General features: G+C 70.7%; 16 protein-coding genes. 8 read left to right on the plus strand and 8 right to left on the minus strand.

Annotated features, from left to right (window positions below; genetic code table 11):
* The first annotated feature begins 40 nt into the window (after positions 1-40).
* Together BFN33_RS06010 and BFN33_RS06015 are read left to right on the plus strand one after the other, a co-directional pair.
* Complete coding sequence (locus BFN33_RS06010) at positions 41-2,026, plus strand: glycoside hydrolase family 97 protein (RefSeq protein ID WP_069758736.1); 1,986 nt, start codon at positions 41-43, stop codon at positions 2,024-2,026.
* A 139-nt stretch (positions 2,027-2,165) separates the two neighbouring features.
* Entirely contained in the window at positions 2,166-3,275 is a 1,110-nt protein-coding gene (locus BFN33_RS06015) for a LacI family DNA-binding transcriptional regulator (protein WP_079140644.1), read from the plus strand.
* Between the two features lie 77 nt (positions 3,276-3,352).
* Here the strand turns inward: BFN33_RS06015 and BFN33_RS06020 are convergent, their stop codons facing one another.
* The gene (locus BFN33_RS06020) at positions 3,353-4,135 is read right to left on the minus strand and encodes a DUF899 domain-containing protein (protein WP_069758737.1); all 783 of its coding nucleotides are present in this window, start codon (positions 4,133-4,135) and stop codon (positions 3,353-3,355) included.
* A 446-nt stretch (positions 4,136-4,581) separates the two neighbouring features.
* The gene (gene arsM / locus BFN33_RS06025; RefSeq protein ID WP_069758738.1) at positions 4,582-5,454 is read right to left on the minus strand and encodes an arsenite methyltransferase; all 873 of its coding nucleotides are present in this window, start codon (positions 5,452-5,454) and stop codon (positions 4,582-4,584) included.
* 76 nt (positions 5,455-5,530) lie between these two features.
* On the opposite strand from arsM, the gene BFN33_RS06030 reads away from it, so the two are divergent.
* From BFN33_RS06030 to BFN33_RS06040, 3 genes are read left to right on the plus strand one after another with little or no spacing between them, the layout of a single operon-like run.
* A complete protein-coding gene (locus BFN33_RS06030) occupies positions 5,531-5,905 on the plus strand; it encodes a helix-turn-helix transcriptional regulator (protein WP_079140646.1) in 375 nt (124 codons plus the stop codon).
* A complete protein-coding gene (locus tag BFN33_RS06035; protein ID WP_069758740.1) occupies positions 5,902-6,645 on the plus strand; it encodes an MIP/aquaporin family protein in 744 nt (247 codons plus the stop codon). Before BFN33_RS06030 ends, BFN33_RS06035 begins: the two co-directional genes overlap by 4 nt.
* 33 nt (positions 6,646-6,678) lie before the next feature.
* Entirely contained in the window at positions 6,679-7,092 is a 414-nt protein-coding gene (locus BFN33_RS06040; RefSeq protein WP_069758741.1) for an arsenate reductase ArsC, read from the plus strand.
* Between the two features lie 243 nt (positions 7,093-7,335).
* On the opposite strand, the gene BFN33_RS06045 is transcribed toward BFN33_RS06040, so the two are convergent.
* Complete coding sequence (locus BFN33_RS06045; RefSeq protein ID WP_069758742.1) at positions 7,336-8,031, minus strand: NADPH-dependent F420 reductase; 696 nt, start codon at positions 8,029-8,031, stop codon at positions 7,336-7,338.
* 168 nt (positions 8,032-8,199) lie between these two features.
* On the opposite strand from BFN33_RS06045, the gene BFN33_RS06050 reads away from it, so the two are divergent.
* Entirely contained in the window at positions 8,200-9,429 is a 1,230-nt protein-coding gene (locus BFN33_RS06050) for a PP2C family protein-serine/threonine phosphatase (protein WP_069758743.1), read from the plus strand.
* A 51-nt stretch (positions 9,430-9,480) separates the two neighbouring features.
* Here the strand turns inward: BFN33_RS06050 and BFN33_RS06055 are convergent, their stop codons facing one another.
* The 4 genes from BFN33_RS06055 to BFN33_RS06070 form a co-directional block, all read right to left on the minus strand.
* Positions 9,481-11,226, minus strand: coding sequence for a serine/threonine-protein kinase (locus BFN33_RS06055; RefSeq protein WP_069758744.1), 1,746 nt, complete (start codon positions 11,224-11,226; stop codon positions 9,481-9,483).
* A 302-nt stretch (positions 11,227-11,528) separates the two neighbouring features.
* Entirely contained in the window at positions 11,529-11,801 is a 273-nt protein-coding gene (gene tatA / locus BFN33_RS06060) for a Sec-independent protein translocase subunit TatA (protein WP_069758745.1), read from the minus strand.
* Between the two features lie 65 nt (positions 11,802-11,866).
* The gene (locus BFN33_RS06065) at positions 11,867-13,573 is read right to left on the minus strand and encodes an LCP family protein (RefSeq protein ID WP_176742306.1); all 1,707 of its coding nucleotides are present in this window, start codon (positions 13,571-13,573) and stop codon (positions 11,867-11,869) included.
* A gap of 270 nt (positions 13,574-13,843) precedes the next feature.
* Positions 13,844-14,200 (minus strand): metalloregulator ArsR/SmtB family transcription factor, encoded by a 357-nt coding sequence (locus tag BFN33_RS06070; RefSeq protein ID WP_069758746.1) that lies wholly within the window; start codon positions 14,198-14,200, stop codon positions 13,844-13,846.
* Between the two features lie 265 nt (positions 14,201-14,465).
* On the opposite strand from BFN33_RS06070, the gene BFN33_RS06075 reads away from it, so the two are divergent.
* Complete coding sequence (locus BFN33_RS06075; protein WP_069758747.1) at positions 14,466-14,732, plus strand: GlsB/YeaQ/YmgE family stress response membrane protein; 267 nt, start codon at positions 14,466-14,468, stop codon at positions 14,730-14,732.
* A gap of 831 nt (positions 14,733-15,563) precedes the next feature.
* Positions 15,564-15,827: a GlsB/YeaQ/YmgE family stress response membrane protein gene (locus BFN33_RS06080; RefSeq protein WP_069758748.1), complete on the plus strand. Its 264-nt coding sequence runs from the start codon at positions 15,564-15,566 to the stop codon at positions 15,825-15,827.
* Between the two features lie 129 nt (positions 15,828-15,956).
* On the opposite strand, the gene BFN33_RS06085 is transcribed toward BFN33_RS06080, so the two are convergent.
* On the minus strand, positions 15,957-16,877 hold the full coding sequence (locus BFN33_RS06085; protein ID WP_069758749.1) for a squalene/phytoene synthase family protein: 921 nt from the start codon (positions 16,875-16,877) through the stop codon (positions 15,957-15,959).
* Positions 16,878-16,893: the final 16 nt, after the last annotated feature.

The raw sequence follows: 16,893 nt of genomic DNA on the forward strand, positions 1-16,893 counted from the left end.
CAGTAGAAAACGTTTACTCTACCGAGAGGCCGGGCTCACCATGAGAACCACAGAGGACAGGGAAGAGCCTGCGCGGGACGGAGCCGGCAGCCCGGGGGCGCTGTCACGCAGGGGTGTCCTCAAGGGCACGGCAGTCACCGTCGGCATGGCGGCGGCGGGGGCCGTCACCACGCAGCCGGTCTACGCCGCCGAAGTACCGGCCGGCACAGGCCAGTCGGCCTGCGCGACCGCGCGCATGGGCGGCAACGCCATCACGATGTCGGTGATCGACGGAGCGCTACGGTGGTCCGTCGACCACCACGGCAGGACGGTCGTCGACACGTCCGTCCTGGGCCTCGAACTGGGCGACGGGACCGTCCTCGGCAGCGACGTGACGGTGAACCGCAACCAGCACGGGACCGCCCGCACCACCTGGAACCCGGTGTACGGACGCAACGCCACCGTCACCGACCACTACCAGGAACAGCGGTGGAACCTCCGGGACACCGTCTCCGGAACCCGCTTCGGCGTCCAGATCCGCGCCTACAGGACCGGTGTCGCGCTGCGCTACCTCCTCCTCGACGCAGGCACCGCCACCGTCGCAGAGGAACTGACCACCTTCGCCTTCCCCGACGACACCACCGTCTACAGCGCCCGCGACGAGGACGCCTACCTCCCCGTGGCGCCGGGCTCCATCCCGGTCACCGGCACCTCCACCACGGACAATGGCCCCCTCACCGACCTGCCGCTCACCGCCACCCTCGCGGACGGGCTCATCGCCTGCGTCTGCGAGTCGGCCCGGCTCGGCTTCCCGCGCCTGATGCTCGGTTCGACCGACGGCCGACCCGGCACCCTGTCCGCCTTCCTGATGGAACACACCGCCCGTGGCACCGGCCCGGTCGAGCCGGCCGGCACGGTCACGACCCCCTTCGCCACACCATGGCGCGCGGTAGTAATCGGTTCCACCCATGCCGAACTGGTCGACAACGCCGAGCTGATCCTCAACCTGGCCCCGCCCAACGCCCTGGCCGACACCTCGTGGATCAAGCCGGGCAAGGTCTTCCGCTGCGAGCTCAGTACCGCCGCGGGCCTGGCGGGAGTCGACTTCGCCGTGGCCCGGGGCCTGGAGTACGTCGAGTACGACGCCGGCTGGTACGGCCCCGAGTTCACGACCACCGACGCGACCGAACCGATAGCGGCCATCGACCTCCCGTCCGTCATCTCGTACGCCACGAGCAAGGGCATCGGTGTCTTCCTCTACGTCAACCGGCTCGCGCTGACCGACGCGGACTCCCTCTTCGGCCTCTACAAGGGCTGGGGCGTCGCGGGCATCAAGCTCGGCTTCATCAACGACGGTACGCGGACGATGACCGACCAGATCACCGACTGGGCGAGGACGGCCGCCAAGTACCGGTTGCTGATCGACATGCACGACGACGTCCGGCCGTTCGGCTACGAACGCACCTACCCCAACTGGATCAGCCTGGAAGGCGTCCGGGGCAACGAGCAGTTCCCGACCGCCACGCACAACGTGACGCTGCCCTTCGCCCGCAACATCGGCGGCCCGATGGACTACACCGTCTGCTACGGCCAGTCACGGGACAAGACGACCAACACCCACCAGATGGCCATGGCCGCGGTGTACTACCAGCCCCTCAACTTCCTCTTCTGGTACGACAAGCCGTCCAAGTACGCCAACCCGGCGAACTGGCCGGGACTGCCCTGGTTCAACGCCGTCCCCACGACCTGGGACGAGAGCCGGACCGTGGCCGGTTCGATCGGCGAGTACGTGGCGGTGGCCCGTCGGAGCGGCGACACCTGGTACCTCGGGGCCATGACCAACGAGACCTCCCGGACCCTGTCGATCCCGCTGTCGTTCCTGGGCGGCGGCACCTACACGGCAACCGTGTACGCCGACGGCACCCCCGGGGCCGCCCCGTACCAGACCCCGGTCGTGGTCAGCACCCGGTCCGTCACCGCGCAGAGCACACTGAGCGTGGCCATGGCCCCGGCGGGCGGCCAGGCGGTCGTCCTGAAGCCGAGTTGACCCTGCACCGGAGGCGGCTGACATCGACACCGGCCGGCCTGCTTCGGCGACTGACCTTCGGTAAACGCTTACCGTCTCGGGAGGGTGCCTTCCGACGACGGAACTCACAGGCGTGAGCCGGTGCAGTAACGTCGGAGCCGTGACGGACGAGGAAGTGGGGCCGGTCGACGCCCAGGTGCCGAAGAGGGCGAAGCGGAAGAGGAAGCCGGCGGACAGGCCCAGCACGATCCGCGACGTCGCCGCGAAGGCCGGGGTTTCCGTAGCAACCGTTTCCCGGACGTTGGCGGGCAACTACCCGGTGTCAGCGGAGACCAGGGAGCGGGTCATGGCCGCTGTCGACTCCCTCCACTACGTCGTGAACGTCCACGCCAAGGCGTTGTCCGGCCGGGTCGCCGGGCCCATCGCTCTTGTCCTGCGTGACATCACCGGCCCCTCCCTCGCCCACGTGGCGGCGGGGGTGGAAGAGGAGGCCGGCAGCCGGGGCCGCCTCAGCCTGGTGTGCTCGACCAAGGACGACATCAAGCGCGAGGACGACCTGGTCCAGCTGATGCGGGAACAACACGCGGCGGCGGTCGTCCTGGTGGGTGGCACCGTGACGGACGACGCGTATCACCGTCGTATGGCCGGCTATGCCAAGGCGCTGGACTCCGCGGGGTCCCGGCTGGTGCTGTGCGGCAGGCCGCCGCTGCCCGTGGGTGTGCCGGCCACGGTCGTGGACTACGACAACCGCGGCGGCGCCTTCCAGGCCACCGCTCACCTGCTGACGGCCGGCCACCGGCGGGTCCTGTTCCTCAGCGGCGCGCCGGGCTTCAGCAGCGCGGAGGAGCGGCGCCTCGGCTACCGGGACGCGCTGCGCGCTCATGGCGTGCCGTACGCCGATGAGCTGGACACGAACGGGGACTACACCCGCGTCTCGGGTTACCTGCGCACCCGGGAGGCGCTGAGTACGGGCGTCGGCTTCACGGCGGTGTTCGCGGGGTCCGACGTGGTCGCGCTGGGAGCGCTGGCCGCCCTGCGCGAGGCCGGTCTCAGCGTCCCGCGCGAGGTCTCCGTCGTCGGCTTCGACGACGTTCCCTTCGCCGCCGACCTGACCCCGGCCCTCACCACTGTGCGGGTCCCGTACGAGGAACTGGGCCGCACCGCCGTACGCCTCGCCCTGGACCGCGAGGTGGGGTTCGCCTCCGACAACCACGTGGTGCTGAGCACGCAGCTCGTGATCCGGGATTCGGTGCGTCCGGCTGCCGATTGAGCGAGCGTCGGTGAGGGATGCGGGAGGTGTCGCTCGGCGCCGGGTTCCCTTTGCCGGCGCCGAGCGACGAAGGTACGTCAGTGGTGGTGACCGCGTCGGCCGAGGGTCTGCACCGGGGTCGCGCCGGGGCGGGTCCATTGCGGCACGGGGCGGCCGGTCGGGCCCCACGTGGGGTTCCCCTCCGCGTCGGAGCGCCAGGTCCAGCAGGCACCGCGCCCCTCGGGCCAGCCCTCGGGGTTGTCCTCCCATGTCTCGCCGCGGCCGTAGGGGGTCATGTCGAGCAGGCCGAGGGAGCCGCTGACCCGTTCGTTGCCACGGCCCGTCGTGGAGTAGGTGAGGAAGGCGCGATCGCCGTCGCGCAGGTAGCAGGTGAGGTACCCCATGTCCCCTCCGACTGGCCCGTCCACGCCCCGCACCGAGTACCAGGGCTGGGTGTAGCCCATGAACTCGACGAAGGACGCCACCTCGCCCCACGGGCCCGTGGTCACGACGGCGAACGAGACCCCGCGCGCGTTGAGGTAGACGGCGTCCTTCAGGTGCCAGGCCGTGGTGGTGCAGCCCTCGCACTGCCCCTGGTGCGGAGCGCCGTCGTACCACATGTGCTTGTAGACCACGAGCTCGTCGCGCCCCTGGAACAGGTCCAGGAACGGCACCGGGCCGTCGGGGCCGACGACCTCGACCGTCCCGTCGAACTCCACCATCGGCAGCCGGCGGCGGGCCGCGGCGATGGCGTCGCCCTCGCGGGTGTGGGCCTTCTCGCGGACCAGAAGCTCGTCACGGGCGCTCTGCCAGGTGGCCAGGTCGACAACGGGCGGGCGGTCGGAGAGCGCGGTGCTCGGGTCGTCCGGCGTGGTGGTCATGGGTCCTCCGTGAAGTGTCGTACGGCAGCGTCGTACGGCTTTCTACGACGTTCTCCGGAACAGACTCCCGACCCGGCCGGAACTCATCGCCGCGAACGAACCGTGACCGTGCTCGCCGCGCCGACGCAGGACGGGGCGTACAGCCGTCGCCCGCCGACCACACCCCCGGGCCCGACCGGGTCCCGCCGCCGACCCTGGGGCCGGTCGGCCGTGGTGCTACCGGCCCGGCTCGTGGACGTCGAGCACTCTCTCGTACCGGCACCTGCGGTGCTGCCGAACGTGGCTGTGTCGGCCGCGTTCCCGGACGGGGCGCATCCGAGGCAGAGACGAGCTGAACAGACCGAGCCCGGGAACCCGCCCGTGCGGGGCGGACTCGGCAGGGTCGGACGCTTCCCGTACCGAATGGCGGGCGCCCTGCACGGCAACAGGTCCAGGTCAGGTTGGGGTCAGTTCCGGCAGGCGCATCCCGCGGCGCTCTTGGCCTCGCCGGCGGTGACGGACGGGTCGGCCGGCTGCTCGGACGGTGTGCAGCAGCCGGTGACGCCGCAGCAGGAGTCGTCCGTCGCGCCGGTGATGGGCTTGGTGGCGCGGACGATGGCGGAGTGCATGCCGTCGGCGACCTGGTGGGTCGGGACGATCTCGATGCCGGTGAAGCCGGCGGCCGCCAGGCCCGCGCGGTACTCGGCGAAGGACAGCGCTCCCGCGATGCAGCCGACGTAGTCCCCCCGTTCCGCCCGCTGTTCGGTGGTGAGGGTGTCGTCGGCGACGACGTCGGAGACTCCGATGCGGCCGCCGGGCCTGAGGACGCGGAAGGTCTCGGCGAAGACGGCGGACTTGTCGACCGACAGGTTGATCACGCAGTTCGAGATCACGACGTCGATCGTGTCCGCGGGCAGCGGGATCGCCTCGATGGTGCCCTTGAGGAACTCCACGTTGGTGGCGCCCGCCTTCGCCGTGTTGGCCAGAGCGAGGGCGAGCATCTCCTCGGTCATGTCCAGCCCGTACGCCTTGCCCCTCGGTCCGACGCGGCGAGCGGAGAGCAGGACGTCGATGCCGCCGCCGGAACCGAGGTCGAGGACACGCTCACCCTCGCGCAGTTCGGCCACGGCGGTCGGATTGCCGCAGCCGAGGGAGGCGGCGACGGCGTCGGCCGGCAGGGTGTCGCGCTCGTCCGCGGCGTACAGGGTGGAGCCGAAGTTCTCGTCGACCTCGACCGGCTCGGGCCCGCAACAGGCGCTGCCACCCTCGGTCACCTGCACGGCCGCGGCCGCATACCGCTGCCGGACGGACTCACGCAGGTCGATGGACTGCTCACTCATGGCCTCTCCTCCTGCTTGCATTGATGTTCATCGATGCAAGCTTGCGCCTTGAATCGAAAGACGTCAACATAGAGGAATGTCGAAACAAGAGCTTGAGGTGATCGGCCAGGAGGCCGCCTGCTGCCCGGGCCTGTCCGCCGCGCCGCTGGAGGAGGACCAGGCGGCCGAGCTGGCGAAGGTCTTCAAGGCCCTGGGCGACCCGGTCCGGCTGCGCCTGATGTCGATGATCGCCTCGCGCGGACAGGGCGGCGAGGTCTGTGTGTGCGAGCTGACCCCGGCCTTCGACCTGTCCCAGCCCACGATCTCCCACCACCTCAAGCTGCTGCGCCAGGCCGGACTCATCGACTGCGAGCGGCGCGGCACCTGGGTCTACTACTGGGTGCTGCCCGGCGTCCTGGACAGGCTCGGCGCGTTCCTCACCACTGCGCAGCCCGTCGGAGCCGGCGCGTGAGCGCGCCGCTCGGCCGCCGCGTCGCCGCCGAGGCGATCGGCACCGGGCTGCTGGTGACGGTGGTGGTCGGCTCCGGCATCCAGGCCGTCGAGCTGTCTCACGACGTCGGTGTGCAGCTGCTCGCCAACTCCATCGCCACCGTCTTCGGACTGGGCGTCCTGATCGCCCTGTTCGGCCCGGTCTCCGGCGCGCATTTCAACCCCGCCGTCACCCTCGCCGCCTGGTTCACCGGCCGCCGCACTCCGGACGGCCTCACGCTGCGGGACGTCGCCGCCTACACGACCGCCCAGACCGCGGGTGCGATCGGTGGAGCGATCCTGGCCGACGCGATGTTCGCCGAGCCGCTGGTGAAGTTCTCGACCCACGACCGGTGGGCCGGCCACCTGTGGCTGGGCGAGGTCGTCGCCACCGCCGGGCTGATCCTGCTGGTCTTCGGCCTCAGCCGGATCGGACGCGCCGCGCTTGCTCCGGCCGCGGTGGCCTCCTACATCGGCGCCGCCTACTGGTTCACCTCCTCCACCTCCTTCGCGAACCCCGCGGTGACCATCGGCCGGGCCTTCACCGATACCTTCGCCGGGATCGCGCCCGCCTCCGTGGCCCCGTTCGTCGCCGCCCAGTTGCTCGGCGCCGTGGTCGGACTCGGTGCGGTGGCCGCCATCCACGGCTCGGACACCGCTCCCGCACCCGCCCGCCGCGAGGTCGGCGTCCCGAGCGGCGAGCCCGAGCCCGCCACCTCCTGACCACACCCCGCGCTTCCAGAAGGACCACCCACCATGAGCACTCCCGCCCCGCGCCCGTCGGTGCTGTTCGTCTGCGTCCACAACGCAGGCCGTTCCCAGATGGCAGCCGCCTTCCTCACCCATCTCGCAGGCGACCGCATCGAGGTCCGCTCCGCCGGCTCGGCCCCCGCCGACGCCGTCAACCCGGCCGTGGTCGAGGCGATGGGCGAGGCCGGCATCGACATCTCCGCCCAGACCCCCAAGGTCCTCACGACCGAGGCCGTCCAGGCGTCCGACGTCGTGATCACCATGGGATGCGGCGACGCCTGCCCCGTCTTCCCCGGCAGGCGGTACCTCGACTGGCAGCTCGACGACCCGGCCGGACAGGGGGTCGAGGCCGTACGCCCCATCCGCGACGCGATCGAGACCCGCGTACGGGAACTGATCTCGGAGGTGGCGCCCCGCTGACGGCCCGGGCACCACCGCCCGACACCGCGACGGTGCCATACCCCTGAGCACGACGGCCGGCTCCCGGCCGCGCCCGCCCGAACCGGCCCACGAGCCGTTCGCCGAACTCGGGCGAGCCGCCCGGTCCTGGGTACCTCACATGGCGCAGCCGGGCAGCGGACCCGTCACACTCGGGCCGCCCGCCCGCACCCCTGCGGCTTGAAGCCCTGCTCAACGGCTCACGCCGGATCCGTGGACCCGGGATCAGCCGCCGGGCCGGGCCCCCTGGATGTGGAAGTTGAAGTCGCCGTGGCCGAGCGTGCCGTACAGATGCAGCCAGATCGGCAGGAGCATCTCGACGCCACGCGCGGTGGTGATATCGCCCAGGTCGATGACGCTCGCTTCGGGCCAGCCGAAGGAGCCCAGCAGTGCCGTGACGGCCTTCTTGGCCCCGGTGTCGTCACCGCTGACGAACACGGTGTGCTCCCCTGCCACGCGAGCCGGCTCCACCATGACGAAACAGTTCATGGTGTTAAGGGTCTTGACGACCTTCGCGTCGGGAAAGGCCCGCTGGATGCGCTCGCCGAGGCTGTCGGTGTTGACCGGATCAAGCGTCGGTTTCCCGGCGGTGAAGCCCAGCGGGTTGGCGACATCGATGAGGACCTTGCCGCCCAGACGGGGTGCACCGGCCGCTTGCAGGGCATCGAGGCTGCGCTCGCCCGCGGTGGTGTTGACGACCGTCTCGCCGAAGGCCGCCGCCTTCTCGAAGGTCTCCAGACGCACCTGGCCGTGCTCTGCGTGCCACTGGGCGAACGGCGGGTTGCCCATGCCGTCGGGTTGGGTGCGGGCGAGAGTGGCCCCGGGATCGCGGGTGCCGATGACGACGTCGTGACCGAGAGAGGCGAGCTTGCCGGCCAGCGTCCGGCCGACGATGCCGGTTCCGAGGACTGCGTAACGCATGCGAGTGGGTCCTTCCGGGACTCGGGCGAGCGGCCTGGGGGCCGCGCCCGTGAGAAAACCAACCAAGTCGTTCGCGTCGCGGGATGACGGTAGCTGTCGAGGCGGCGGCCCGTTCCCATCTATCGTGGAAAATCACATCATGATGGCTCGTGTCGAGGCAGGCTGCACATGAGGAAACCGCACATCGATTACGCGGCGGTCTTCCGGGCTCTGCCCGGCATGGTGGCGTTGCTGACGCCCGAGCTGGTGTACGTCGACGTCAACGACGACTTCCTACGGCTCACCGGTCGCACCCGCGAGCAGTTGCTGACCCACTACATCTTCGACGTCTTCCCAGAGAACCCCAATGATTCGGCCGCCGCCGGGATGCGGGAGACGCGGGAGTCGATGCTGCGTGCGGTGGCCACCGGGGAGCGCGACACGATGGCGGTGCTCCGCTACGACATCGAGGATCCCCAGCGGCCCGGCCACTGGCAGGAGCACTTCTGGAGCCCCGTCAACGCGCCCGTCATCGGCACCGACGGGAAGGTGAAACTGCTCGTGCACCGGGTGGAGGAGGTCACCGAACTCATTCGCGCCCGCGGCGGACCGGGCAGCGACAGCCGGGCACGTGTGCTGGAGGCCGAGCTGTACACCCGCGCCCGGGAGCTCCAGGAGGTCAACGAACGCCTGCGCAAGGCGCACGCCCGCGAACGCGAGGTCGCTCTGGCTCTGCAGGAGGCCCTGCTGCCGGCCTCCGGACCCCTCAGCCACCATCAGGCGGCCGTGCGCTACCGGCCCGCCGTCGGCTCCCTGAACGTGTGCGGCGACTGGTACGACCTCGTCGACCTGCCCGACGACCGTCTCGCGGTGGCCGTCGGAGACGTGGTCGGCCACGGCCTGGCGGCCGCCTGTGTCATGGGTCAGCTGCGCAGCGCCCTGAGCGCCGCCACCCGCGTCGCCGACGGCCCCGCCCGGGCTCTGGAGGCGCTCGGACTGTACGCCCGCTCCGTCGAAGGCGCCGAGTCGACGACGGCGGCGACGGCCTTCATCGACTGGGGCGACCACACCCTCACGTACAGCAGCGCGGGCCATCTCCCGCCCGCCCTGCTCCGCCCCGACGGCACGGTCACCTTCCTGGACCGGGCCACCGACCCGCCGCTCGGTGCCAGCCTCGAACACACCATCCGCCCGGAGGCCACCACACCCTTCGACGAGGGCGCCACGCTGGTCCTCTACACCGACGGTCTGATCGAGCGCCGCACCGAGGACATCGACACCAGCCTGGCGCGCCTGTCCGGCACGCTCACCCACCACCGCCACGCCGCCCCCGAGGACCTGGCCGACGCGCTCCTGGCCGAGCTGCTCCCACCCACCGGCAACGCCGACGACACCGCTCTCGTCGTCATCCGCCTCTGAGACGAGCCGGTACCGGCGCATCAGCGCTGTACGGGCCCCCCGGGAAGGCCCTCAGTCCTCGGCGGGCATGACACGGGTCACCTTGCCCTTGGTGTTCGCCTCCAGGTAGCCGGACTGGCTGTACTCGTTGCTGAGATAGACGGCCATGCCGAGGGGGGTGTCGAAGACGTCGTTGGGCTGTCTCACCAACACGTAACGGCTGTTCGGATGGTCGACGTTGAGTTTCTTGCGGGCCTCTTCCAGGAGCGCGGGCACCTTGTCCCAGTTGAAGCCGTCGAGGCGGAAGGGCTTGTCGCCGCCGGACAGGGTGCCCTTGATGATGCCCTTCTCCACGCCCTGCCCGGGACGGTAGGTGTAGGTGTCGTACTTGCTGTCGCTGCCGTTGACCATCAGCTCCGCCGACACGAAGTCCGGGTAGACGCTGAAGTCGCCGAACCTGTCCCGGCCCGTCTCCAGCTTCAGCGCCTTGATGGCGGTGCGGATGCCGACGGGGGTGAGCAGGTTCGTGGTCGTCGTGTCCTTCGACTGCTGGACGGCCGGGGCGGCGACCGGGGAGCCGGTCGATCCGGGGGCCGATGTGACGGAGGAGGGGGCGCCGGTGTCCGCCGCGTCCCCCGATCCGCCCGAGTCCCCTCCGAAGGGCAGCACCCACCACATCAGGACCAGGGCACCGGCCAGCGAGGTCCCCGAGACGCCGAGCAGGACACGCAGCCCCGGCCGGCTCCTACGTCCCGCTCGCACGGGCGAGGTCACCGGCTGACCAGGTCCTGCGGCGACGGGCGGCGGCCCGAATCCGGCGGGAACGGCCGCGCCCGCCGGAACCGGGGCGCCGGCGAGGGGAGCCGTGGGCGAGGCGAAGGCCCCCGGGTACGAAGGGGCCGTACCGGCGGACGGCGGGTTCAGCGGGTACGCGGTGGTGGGCCGGCTCCATGCGGTCACCGGACCGGCGGATCCCGACTCGATCTCGGCCAGCCGTCGGTCCAGCACGGCAGACGACGGCCGCGCCGCCGGATCGCGTACGAGCACGCTCATCAGTACGTCACCCAGCGCACCGCCCCGCACCGGCGGCGGCACGTCGTCGTTGAGGACGGCCGCGAGCGTGGCGAGCGTGCTGGCCCGGCGCAGCGGGTGGTGGCCCTCCACGGCGGTGTACAGCATCATCGCGAGTGACCACAGGTCGGAGGCGGCGCCGCCCTCGTGGCCCGAGATCCGCTCCGGTGCCATGAAGTCGGGGGTGCCGATGATGGAGCCGGTGACGGTGAGGCTGGTCGTCTCGCGGATCGCGGCGATGCCGAAGTCGGTGAGGACGGGGCGCCCGTCGGACTTGAGCAACACGTTGGCGGGCTTGACGTCCCGGTGCTGGATCCCGGCGTCGTGCGCGGCGGCCAGCGCCGCCAGCACGCCCCGGCCGATCCGCGCCGCCTCGGCCGGCGGCATCGCCCCCCGGGCCAGCCGGTCGGCGAGCGAGCCGCCACTGACCAGCTCCATGACGATCCACGGGTAGGTGCCGTCGCCGCCGTCGACGATGTGGTGGATGGTGACGACGTTGGGATGGTCGATCCGGGCCAGTGCCCGCGCCTCGCGCAGCACCCGCTCTCGCAGCACCCGCGCGCTGTCGGGGTCGTACTCGGCGAGGTCCCGGTCGGGCGGGCGGACCTCCTTGACCGCGACCATCCTGTGCAGCACCAGGTCCCTGGCCCGCCAGACCGTGCCCATCCCACCGCCGCCGAGACGGGCTTCCAACGCGAAGCGCCCGTCGACGACTCGTCTGCCGGGGACTTCGTCTGCCTCACTCATGGGCGGGAGCTTAGTTGCCCCCACCGACAGCGATCGCCGCCGCCTGCATCACGGACACGAGGCGGCAGGGTCTCGCAATGACCGTTCAGGCAGCGGACGTTCGTCGACGACGTGCCTCATGCGCGCTCTGACAGCGTGCCACTTGGTGGCGCCGGCCGCTCCCCGACCGGGCACGCTTCTGCTGTACGGCCGTCGGCCCGGTCCGGCGCTCAGGTCGGCCAGGGCGGACTCGCTGCGCGTGCCCTGCCCTCGCGCGTTGCCGGGCCCGAGCCGACCAGCGGCCGAGGACGCCGTACGGGAGCTCAGTGGGCCGGGTTGCCCTCGGCCGTCGTCGGCTGCGCTGCCGTGGTCTCTCCCGGGACGGACTGGACGACATGCGGGGCGGACTCAGCCGGGGCGGCGCCGGAGGAGTGCGCGGTGCCGTCCTCCTTCATCGCCTTGGCCTCGCTCTTGAGGATGCGCATCGACTTGCCGAGCCCGCGGGCGGCCTCGGGCAGCTTCTTCGAGCCGAACAGCAAGATGATCATGATCGCCACGATCAGCAGGTGCCAGGGCTCCAGTCCGTTGCGCAGCATGCCGCACATCCCTTCTTATGGTTGCTAGCTTGCGCAACTGTACAACCACAGGCTTCGTGCCCGCCTCAGTCGTCGGAGTCCTTCTTGTTGGGCGCCGCCGCGTACGCCTGCTCCGGTGTCATCGGGACCCCGTTGAGGGAGACCGTCTTGTAGGGGCTGACCTTGGCGCATTTCTTGGCCTGGTCGGCGGTCTGGGCCTGCGCGTTGGAGACCGCGGCCTTCGTGTCGGCGGGCGCCGGCGAGGACGAACCGCCCGGAAAGGTGGTGCCGCTCGTCCAGTCGCTGCCGATCACCAGGGTCAGACCGGTGCCGGTGCCCTCCTCGAGGTGCGAGCTGGACAGCCCGAGCGCCTTGGCGGCCGTCTGCGCCCGGGCCTTCTGCCCGGTGCCGTAGGTGAGGGTGGTGGTGGTCGCCGGGCTCGGCGCGTTGGCGGTGGTCGTCGCGGAGCTGAAGCCCTGGCCGGTGAGCGCGTTCGCGATCGCGGAGGCGCGGCCGGTGATCTCGGTGCCGTTCTCGACGGTCACGGCGATCTCGGAGGCGGGTACCGCCGAGGCCGTGGCCGTCGCGGAGGCCGCCGTGGACTTCTTTCCGGAGCCGGTGCTCAGGGACTGGTCGTCGGCGATGCTGGAGAAGAGGGCCTTGGCACCCGCGCCCACCACGACCCGGTTGGTGTCGTTCGGATCGGCGCCGGTCTGCATCGTGGTGAAGGTCATCCGCTTGGTGGGGACCTTGTTCACGTCGGCCGCGAGCCCGATCAGCTTCTTGACGCTGCCGAGACCGTCGTCCACGGTGAGCGCCTTGGTGGCGGCGTCGGCGAGGGCGTAGACCGCGGTGGGGTCGGTGAGCGTGCCCGCGCTCTTGAACTTCCGGATCATCGCGCTGAGGAAGATGTGCTGGGAGACCGTGCGGCCGAGGTCGCTGCCGTCCCCGAAGCCGTGGCGGGAGCGGACGAACTCCAGGGCCGCCTCTCCCTTGAGGGTGTGGGAGCCCATGGAGAGTTTCAGGTGCGAGTAGGTGTCGTACACGTTGTGGTCGACGCACACGGAGACACCCCCGACGGCGTCGGACATCTTGACCACGCCGGAGAAGTCGAGCTTGACGAAGTGGTCGATGGGGATTCCGGTGAGTTGGTGGATCGTGGCGACCTGGCAGGCGGGACCGTACCGGAGGGCGCTGTTGATCTGGCCGTAGTAGCCGGACGTGGACTGGCCGCTCGCGGTGTCCTTGCAGGCCGGGACGTCGACCATGGTGTCGCGGGGGATGCTCATGACGGTGGCGTTGGAGCGGTCGGCGGATATGTGCACCACCATCTGTACGTCCGCGTTGCCGTTTCCGGTCTGCACGCCGGTCTGGGAGCAGCCGCCGCCCAGCTTGCAGTCCGCCTTGCTGGTCCGGCCGTCCGAGCCCATGACCAGGATGTTGATCGGGGTGCGACCGAACGCGTCAGTCTTCTCCGAACCACCCTTGCCGTCGAGCGACACACTGTTGATGTTGCCGTTGAGGTGCTGGTAGAACCACCATCCGGCACCGGCCGTGGCCAGGACGAGGACCGCCATACACATCCCGACGATCTTCAGTACCCGCCTGCCGCGCCGCACCGGCCGGGCCCGGCGACGCGAGCGCTTGCCACCGTGCGAGCGGGCCGCGGCCCGCGTCGCGGCCCGGCCTCCGGGCCGAGGCGCACCGCCGGGCTCGTCCACCCGCTGCTCCGGCACCCGGCCGGTGCGGCTGCGCGTGGCCTGACCGCCCGGGCCGTCCCACGGGTCGCTCATCTACCACTCCAGGAAACGGTCGAGCCTCTCAGGCCGGGCCATGGGGTGGGCGGCCGGGCAAGCGCGGCGGTGTACAGGCAGGCCAAGCGGGAACCTCGGCCTGGGTTGCGTAGTTGCGCAATCTAACAAACCCCTGGCCCCGCCAGCACGGAGCCCGCCGCATTTCACAGGTGAGAGATCTCATGAGGGAACGCGGCAACCTCGCGGACACATTTGCCTTCACCTACGGCGCTTTCCGCACCCCCGACAGCTACCTGGCACAGGGGTGGATCAAGGCCTGCGTGAGACGTTACCGCGCGCCGCGGCCGGGGCTGTACGGGCCGTGAGCTGGCCGACCATGACGCGGACCACCGTCACGATGTCGGGGTCGTCGACGTAGTAGACCTGCCGTCGGCCCTCACGGCGGGAGCGGACGAGCCCGGCGAGTTTCAGCTTGGCCAGGTGCTGGCTGACCGCGGGCAGCGCGCCGCCGACCCGGTCGGCGAGGTGGGTGACATCGCTCTCGCCCTGGGACAGCGCCCACATGATGTGCAGCCGGGCGGCGGACGCGAGGAGGCCGAACGCGGCGGCCGCCTCCGTCAGCACGTCGGCGGACGGATCCTCCGAACCACCGGCGAATGTCGCCACGATCCCCTCCCGTCCCCGACCGGTCACTGTCGACGCACGTGTGCTGTCTCAGTGTAAGGGCGGCGGGACGCGGTCCACGAGACCGCCTCCGATTCATTGATTGCGCAATGTAATAAGTGTGTGAAAGAACATCGACGACTTGTCACCAGGCACGGCAGACGTCTTTTCTCCCTCGCCTCAGTCCTTAAGGTTGCGCAATCAGGCAACTCGAAGTCTCGGATCCGGCGGACTTTCCCCGGCCCCGATCCAACTGGAGGACTACAACGTGGGCATCATCGGCTGGATCATCCTGGGTCTGCTCGCCGGAGCCATCGCCAAGATCCTGCTGCCGGGCCGCGACCCGGGCGGCCTGATCGGCACCACCCTCATCGGGGTCGCGGGAGCGTTCGTCGGCGGATGGCTCTCCTCCCGCTTCCTCGACCGCCCGGTGGAGAGTCACTTCTTCGACCTCTACACCTGGGGCGCGGCCATCGGCGGCTCCCTGGTGCTCCTGATCGGCTATCGCCTGCTGTTCGGAAACTCGCGGAAGTGATCCGAGGGGGGCGGTCCACCGGGCGGGGGCTCAGAGCGACCGACGGCACAGATACGGCAGGACGCCCCGCTCCACGAGAGCTTGCCGCCCCTGTCCAAGGGCAGCTCGACGCCGCGCCCGCGCACCCCGGCGCAGGCCCGAACCGACCAGTGTCCAGAGACTCAAGCCCATAGTGAGGACCGCGAGAAGCGCAACACCCGACCGGCGTTGACCACCGACGCTCCCAACTCCGCGGTCGGCGCGGCGAGATGCAGTCACTACCCGATGAGCAGGAGAAGGGCCGCCGCGCCGGCCGACACGAGGGTCGCGAGTGCAGCGACGGCGGTCCTCACGGCGCCGACGGCGCTGGGAAACCTCGCGCGCGGGGCTCGCCCTCGGTTCCCCGCGGGCCGCCTGGCAGACCCTTCTCTCGGCTGGCGCCCGGCGCTGTCCCGAGCGGCCGGACAGTCCCGGCACTCGTCATCCCCGGCGGCGGCCATCTCCTGAGTAGCCGAACGTGCGCGAACCTCCAAATGCGCCCCGGCAATTCGCTGCGGTCGCCTCGGAGGGCCGAGCCGATGTCGCCGCGGTCGAGGGCCGGACACAACGCCCTCTCGAAATCCGCCCGACTGGCGCCCGCCGCCCCGGCTGATGGCCTTCAGCTGGGCGGGCTCCACGCGCTCCTCGCCGGGATCCGCACGCCCCTGGCCGACCGCGCGGAACTTCCACTCCGGGCCGTTCCGGAGCCTCCTTGAGCGGCGAGACGTCGCCCAAGCAATGGCCAAGGCTGTGGAGTGTGCGCCCCATCGGCGGGCACTCGTGCGTCACCAACTACGGATGGGGTGACACCGCATGGAGATCTCAGGCGTGATCAGCGCGATTGTCATCGGCATCGTGATCGGTGTCCTCGGCCGGCTCGTGGTCCCCGGGCGCCAGCACATCGGCATGCTGTGGACGATCCTGATCGGCATCGTCGCCGCCTTCATCGGCACGGGCATCGCGGCAGGCCTCGATGTCGCCGACACCAAGGGCGTCGACTGGGTCGAGTGGCTGATCCAGATCGCCGTGGCCGCGCTCGGGGTGGCCGCGCTCAGCAAGGTGAAGGTGCGCCACTGACGGTCCGGCATGTCCGGATGGCGTGCAGATCAGCTCGGGGTCGCCTGCCGGATCGCGCCGACCAGCCCGATCCGGCGGGCGGCGACCCCCGCCCGGGCGCGGTCGCGCAGGCGGTCCGACCCAGCCCGTTCACCCGTCGAACGCCGCACCGCCCTTGAGTTGGCGCCTCTCTCGGAGCAGGACGGCGACCGGCACGCGGACGCCGTAGCCCACCGCGCGCCTGGTGACGGACGTGCCGGTGTTCTCGACTCGGCCCAACTGGTGCTCGGCCAGGTCCAGCAGAGCACGCTGCAACGGCCGGAAGCCCGGCACGGTGGAGTCCAGGAGGGCTCGCGAGTCGGTCAACGACTTTCTGGTCCTGGCGCAGGTCAGGGCCACCAACTCCTTTACGGCCGAGGTGTCCTGGCCCTGCTCGAGGTCGGCGCGGGTGACCCCGAGGCGGTCCAGGTCGTCCTGCGGCAGATAGAGGCGCCCTTCGGCCAGGTCGTCGGTGAGGTCGGTCAGGAAGTCCAGGCGTTGCAGACCATCGGCGAACGATCGGCAACGCGACCGGAAGACCTCGTCACCGCCACCCTCGTACTGCAGGTCCTCGATCAGCATCAGGGCCGGCAGGGCGAGGTGGTCGACGTAGCGCTGGAAGTCGGCTTCGGTGGCGTGGCCGGTGAAGTGCAGTTCCTCGGTGGTGGCCTTGAGGTAGGTGTGCACCCAGTGATGGGGCAGCCGCCGTGCGGCCACGGTGTGCAGGAAGGCCCGCAGGACGGGGTCGTCGGCGCGCCCCGACTCCAGCCCCACGGTGACCTGTTCTGACCACGCCCGCCAGCGGGGCAGCCGTTCGTGCAGCGGCCCCTGGTCGGCGAGGTCGTCGGTCCGCGCCAGGAAGGCGTACGCGGCGACCACGTGCGGGTGCAGTGCCGGAGCCACCAGCAGACGTACGGCGGCGTAGTGGGCGAGGATTCTGCGGGCGAAGACCCGAGCAGCCGTCGAATAGTCCGCGCGCAGGGCACGGTCCCGCACACCGGCGGCCGTCAGCCTGCGATCCCAACTCGGCACGTCGTACCGCCCTTTC

This window comes from Streptomyces sp. LUP47B, from assembly GCF_001746295.1.
Lineage (GTDB): Bacteria > Actinomycetota > Actinomycetes > Streptomycetales > Streptomycetaceae > Streptomyces.

What these genes read in the sequence shown, in the direction of transcription:
- BFN33_RS06010 (WP_069758736.1), top strand. Translation starts at nt 41, where the DNA reads ATGAGAACCACAGAGGACAGGGAAGAGCCTGCGCGGGACGGAGCCGGC.
- BFN33_RS06020 (WP_069758737.1), bottom strand. Translation starts at nt 4,135, where the DNA reads ATGACCACCACGCCGGACGACCCGAGCACCGCGCTCTCCGACCGCCCG.
- arsM (WP_069758738.1), bottom strand. Translation starts at nt 5,454, where the DNA reads ATGAGTGAGCAGTCCATCGACCTGCGTGAGTCCGTCCGGCAGCGGTAT.
- BFN33_RS06030 (WP_079140646.1), top strand. Translation starts at nt 5,531, where the DNA reads ATGTCGAAACAAGAGCTTGAGGTGATCGGCCAGGAGGCCGCCTGCTGC.
- BFN33_RS06040 (WP_069758741.1), top strand. Translation starts at nt 6,679, where the DNA reads ATGAGCACTCCCGCCCCGCGCCCGTCGGTGCTGTTCGTCTGCGTCCAC.
- BFN33_RS06045 (WP_069758742.1), bottom strand. Translation starts at nt 8,031, where the DNA reads ATGCGTTACGCAGTCCTCGGAACCGGCATCGTCGGCCGGACGCTGGCC.
- BFN33_RS06050 (WP_069758743.1), top strand. Translation starts at nt 8,200, where the DNA reads ATGAGGAAACCGCACATCGATTACGCGGCGGTCTTCCGGGCTCTGCCC.
- BFN33_RS06055 (WP_069758744.1), bottom strand. Translation starts at nt 11,226, where the DNA reads ATGAGTGAGGCAGACGAAGTCCCCGGCAGACGAGTCGTCGACGGGCGC.
- tatA (WP_069758745.1), bottom strand. Translation starts at nt 11,801, where the DNA reads ATGCTGCGCAACGGACTGGAGCCCTGGCACCTGCTGATCGTGGCGATC.
- BFN33_RS06065 (WP_176742306.1), bottom strand. Translation starts at nt 13,573, where the DNA reads ATGAGCGACCCGTGGGACGGCCCGGGCGGTCAGGCCACGCGCAGCCGC.
- BFN33_RS06080 (WP_069758748.1), top strand. Translation starts at nt 15,564, where the DNA reads ATGGAGATCTCAGGCGTGATCAGCGCGATTGTCATCGGCATCGTGATC.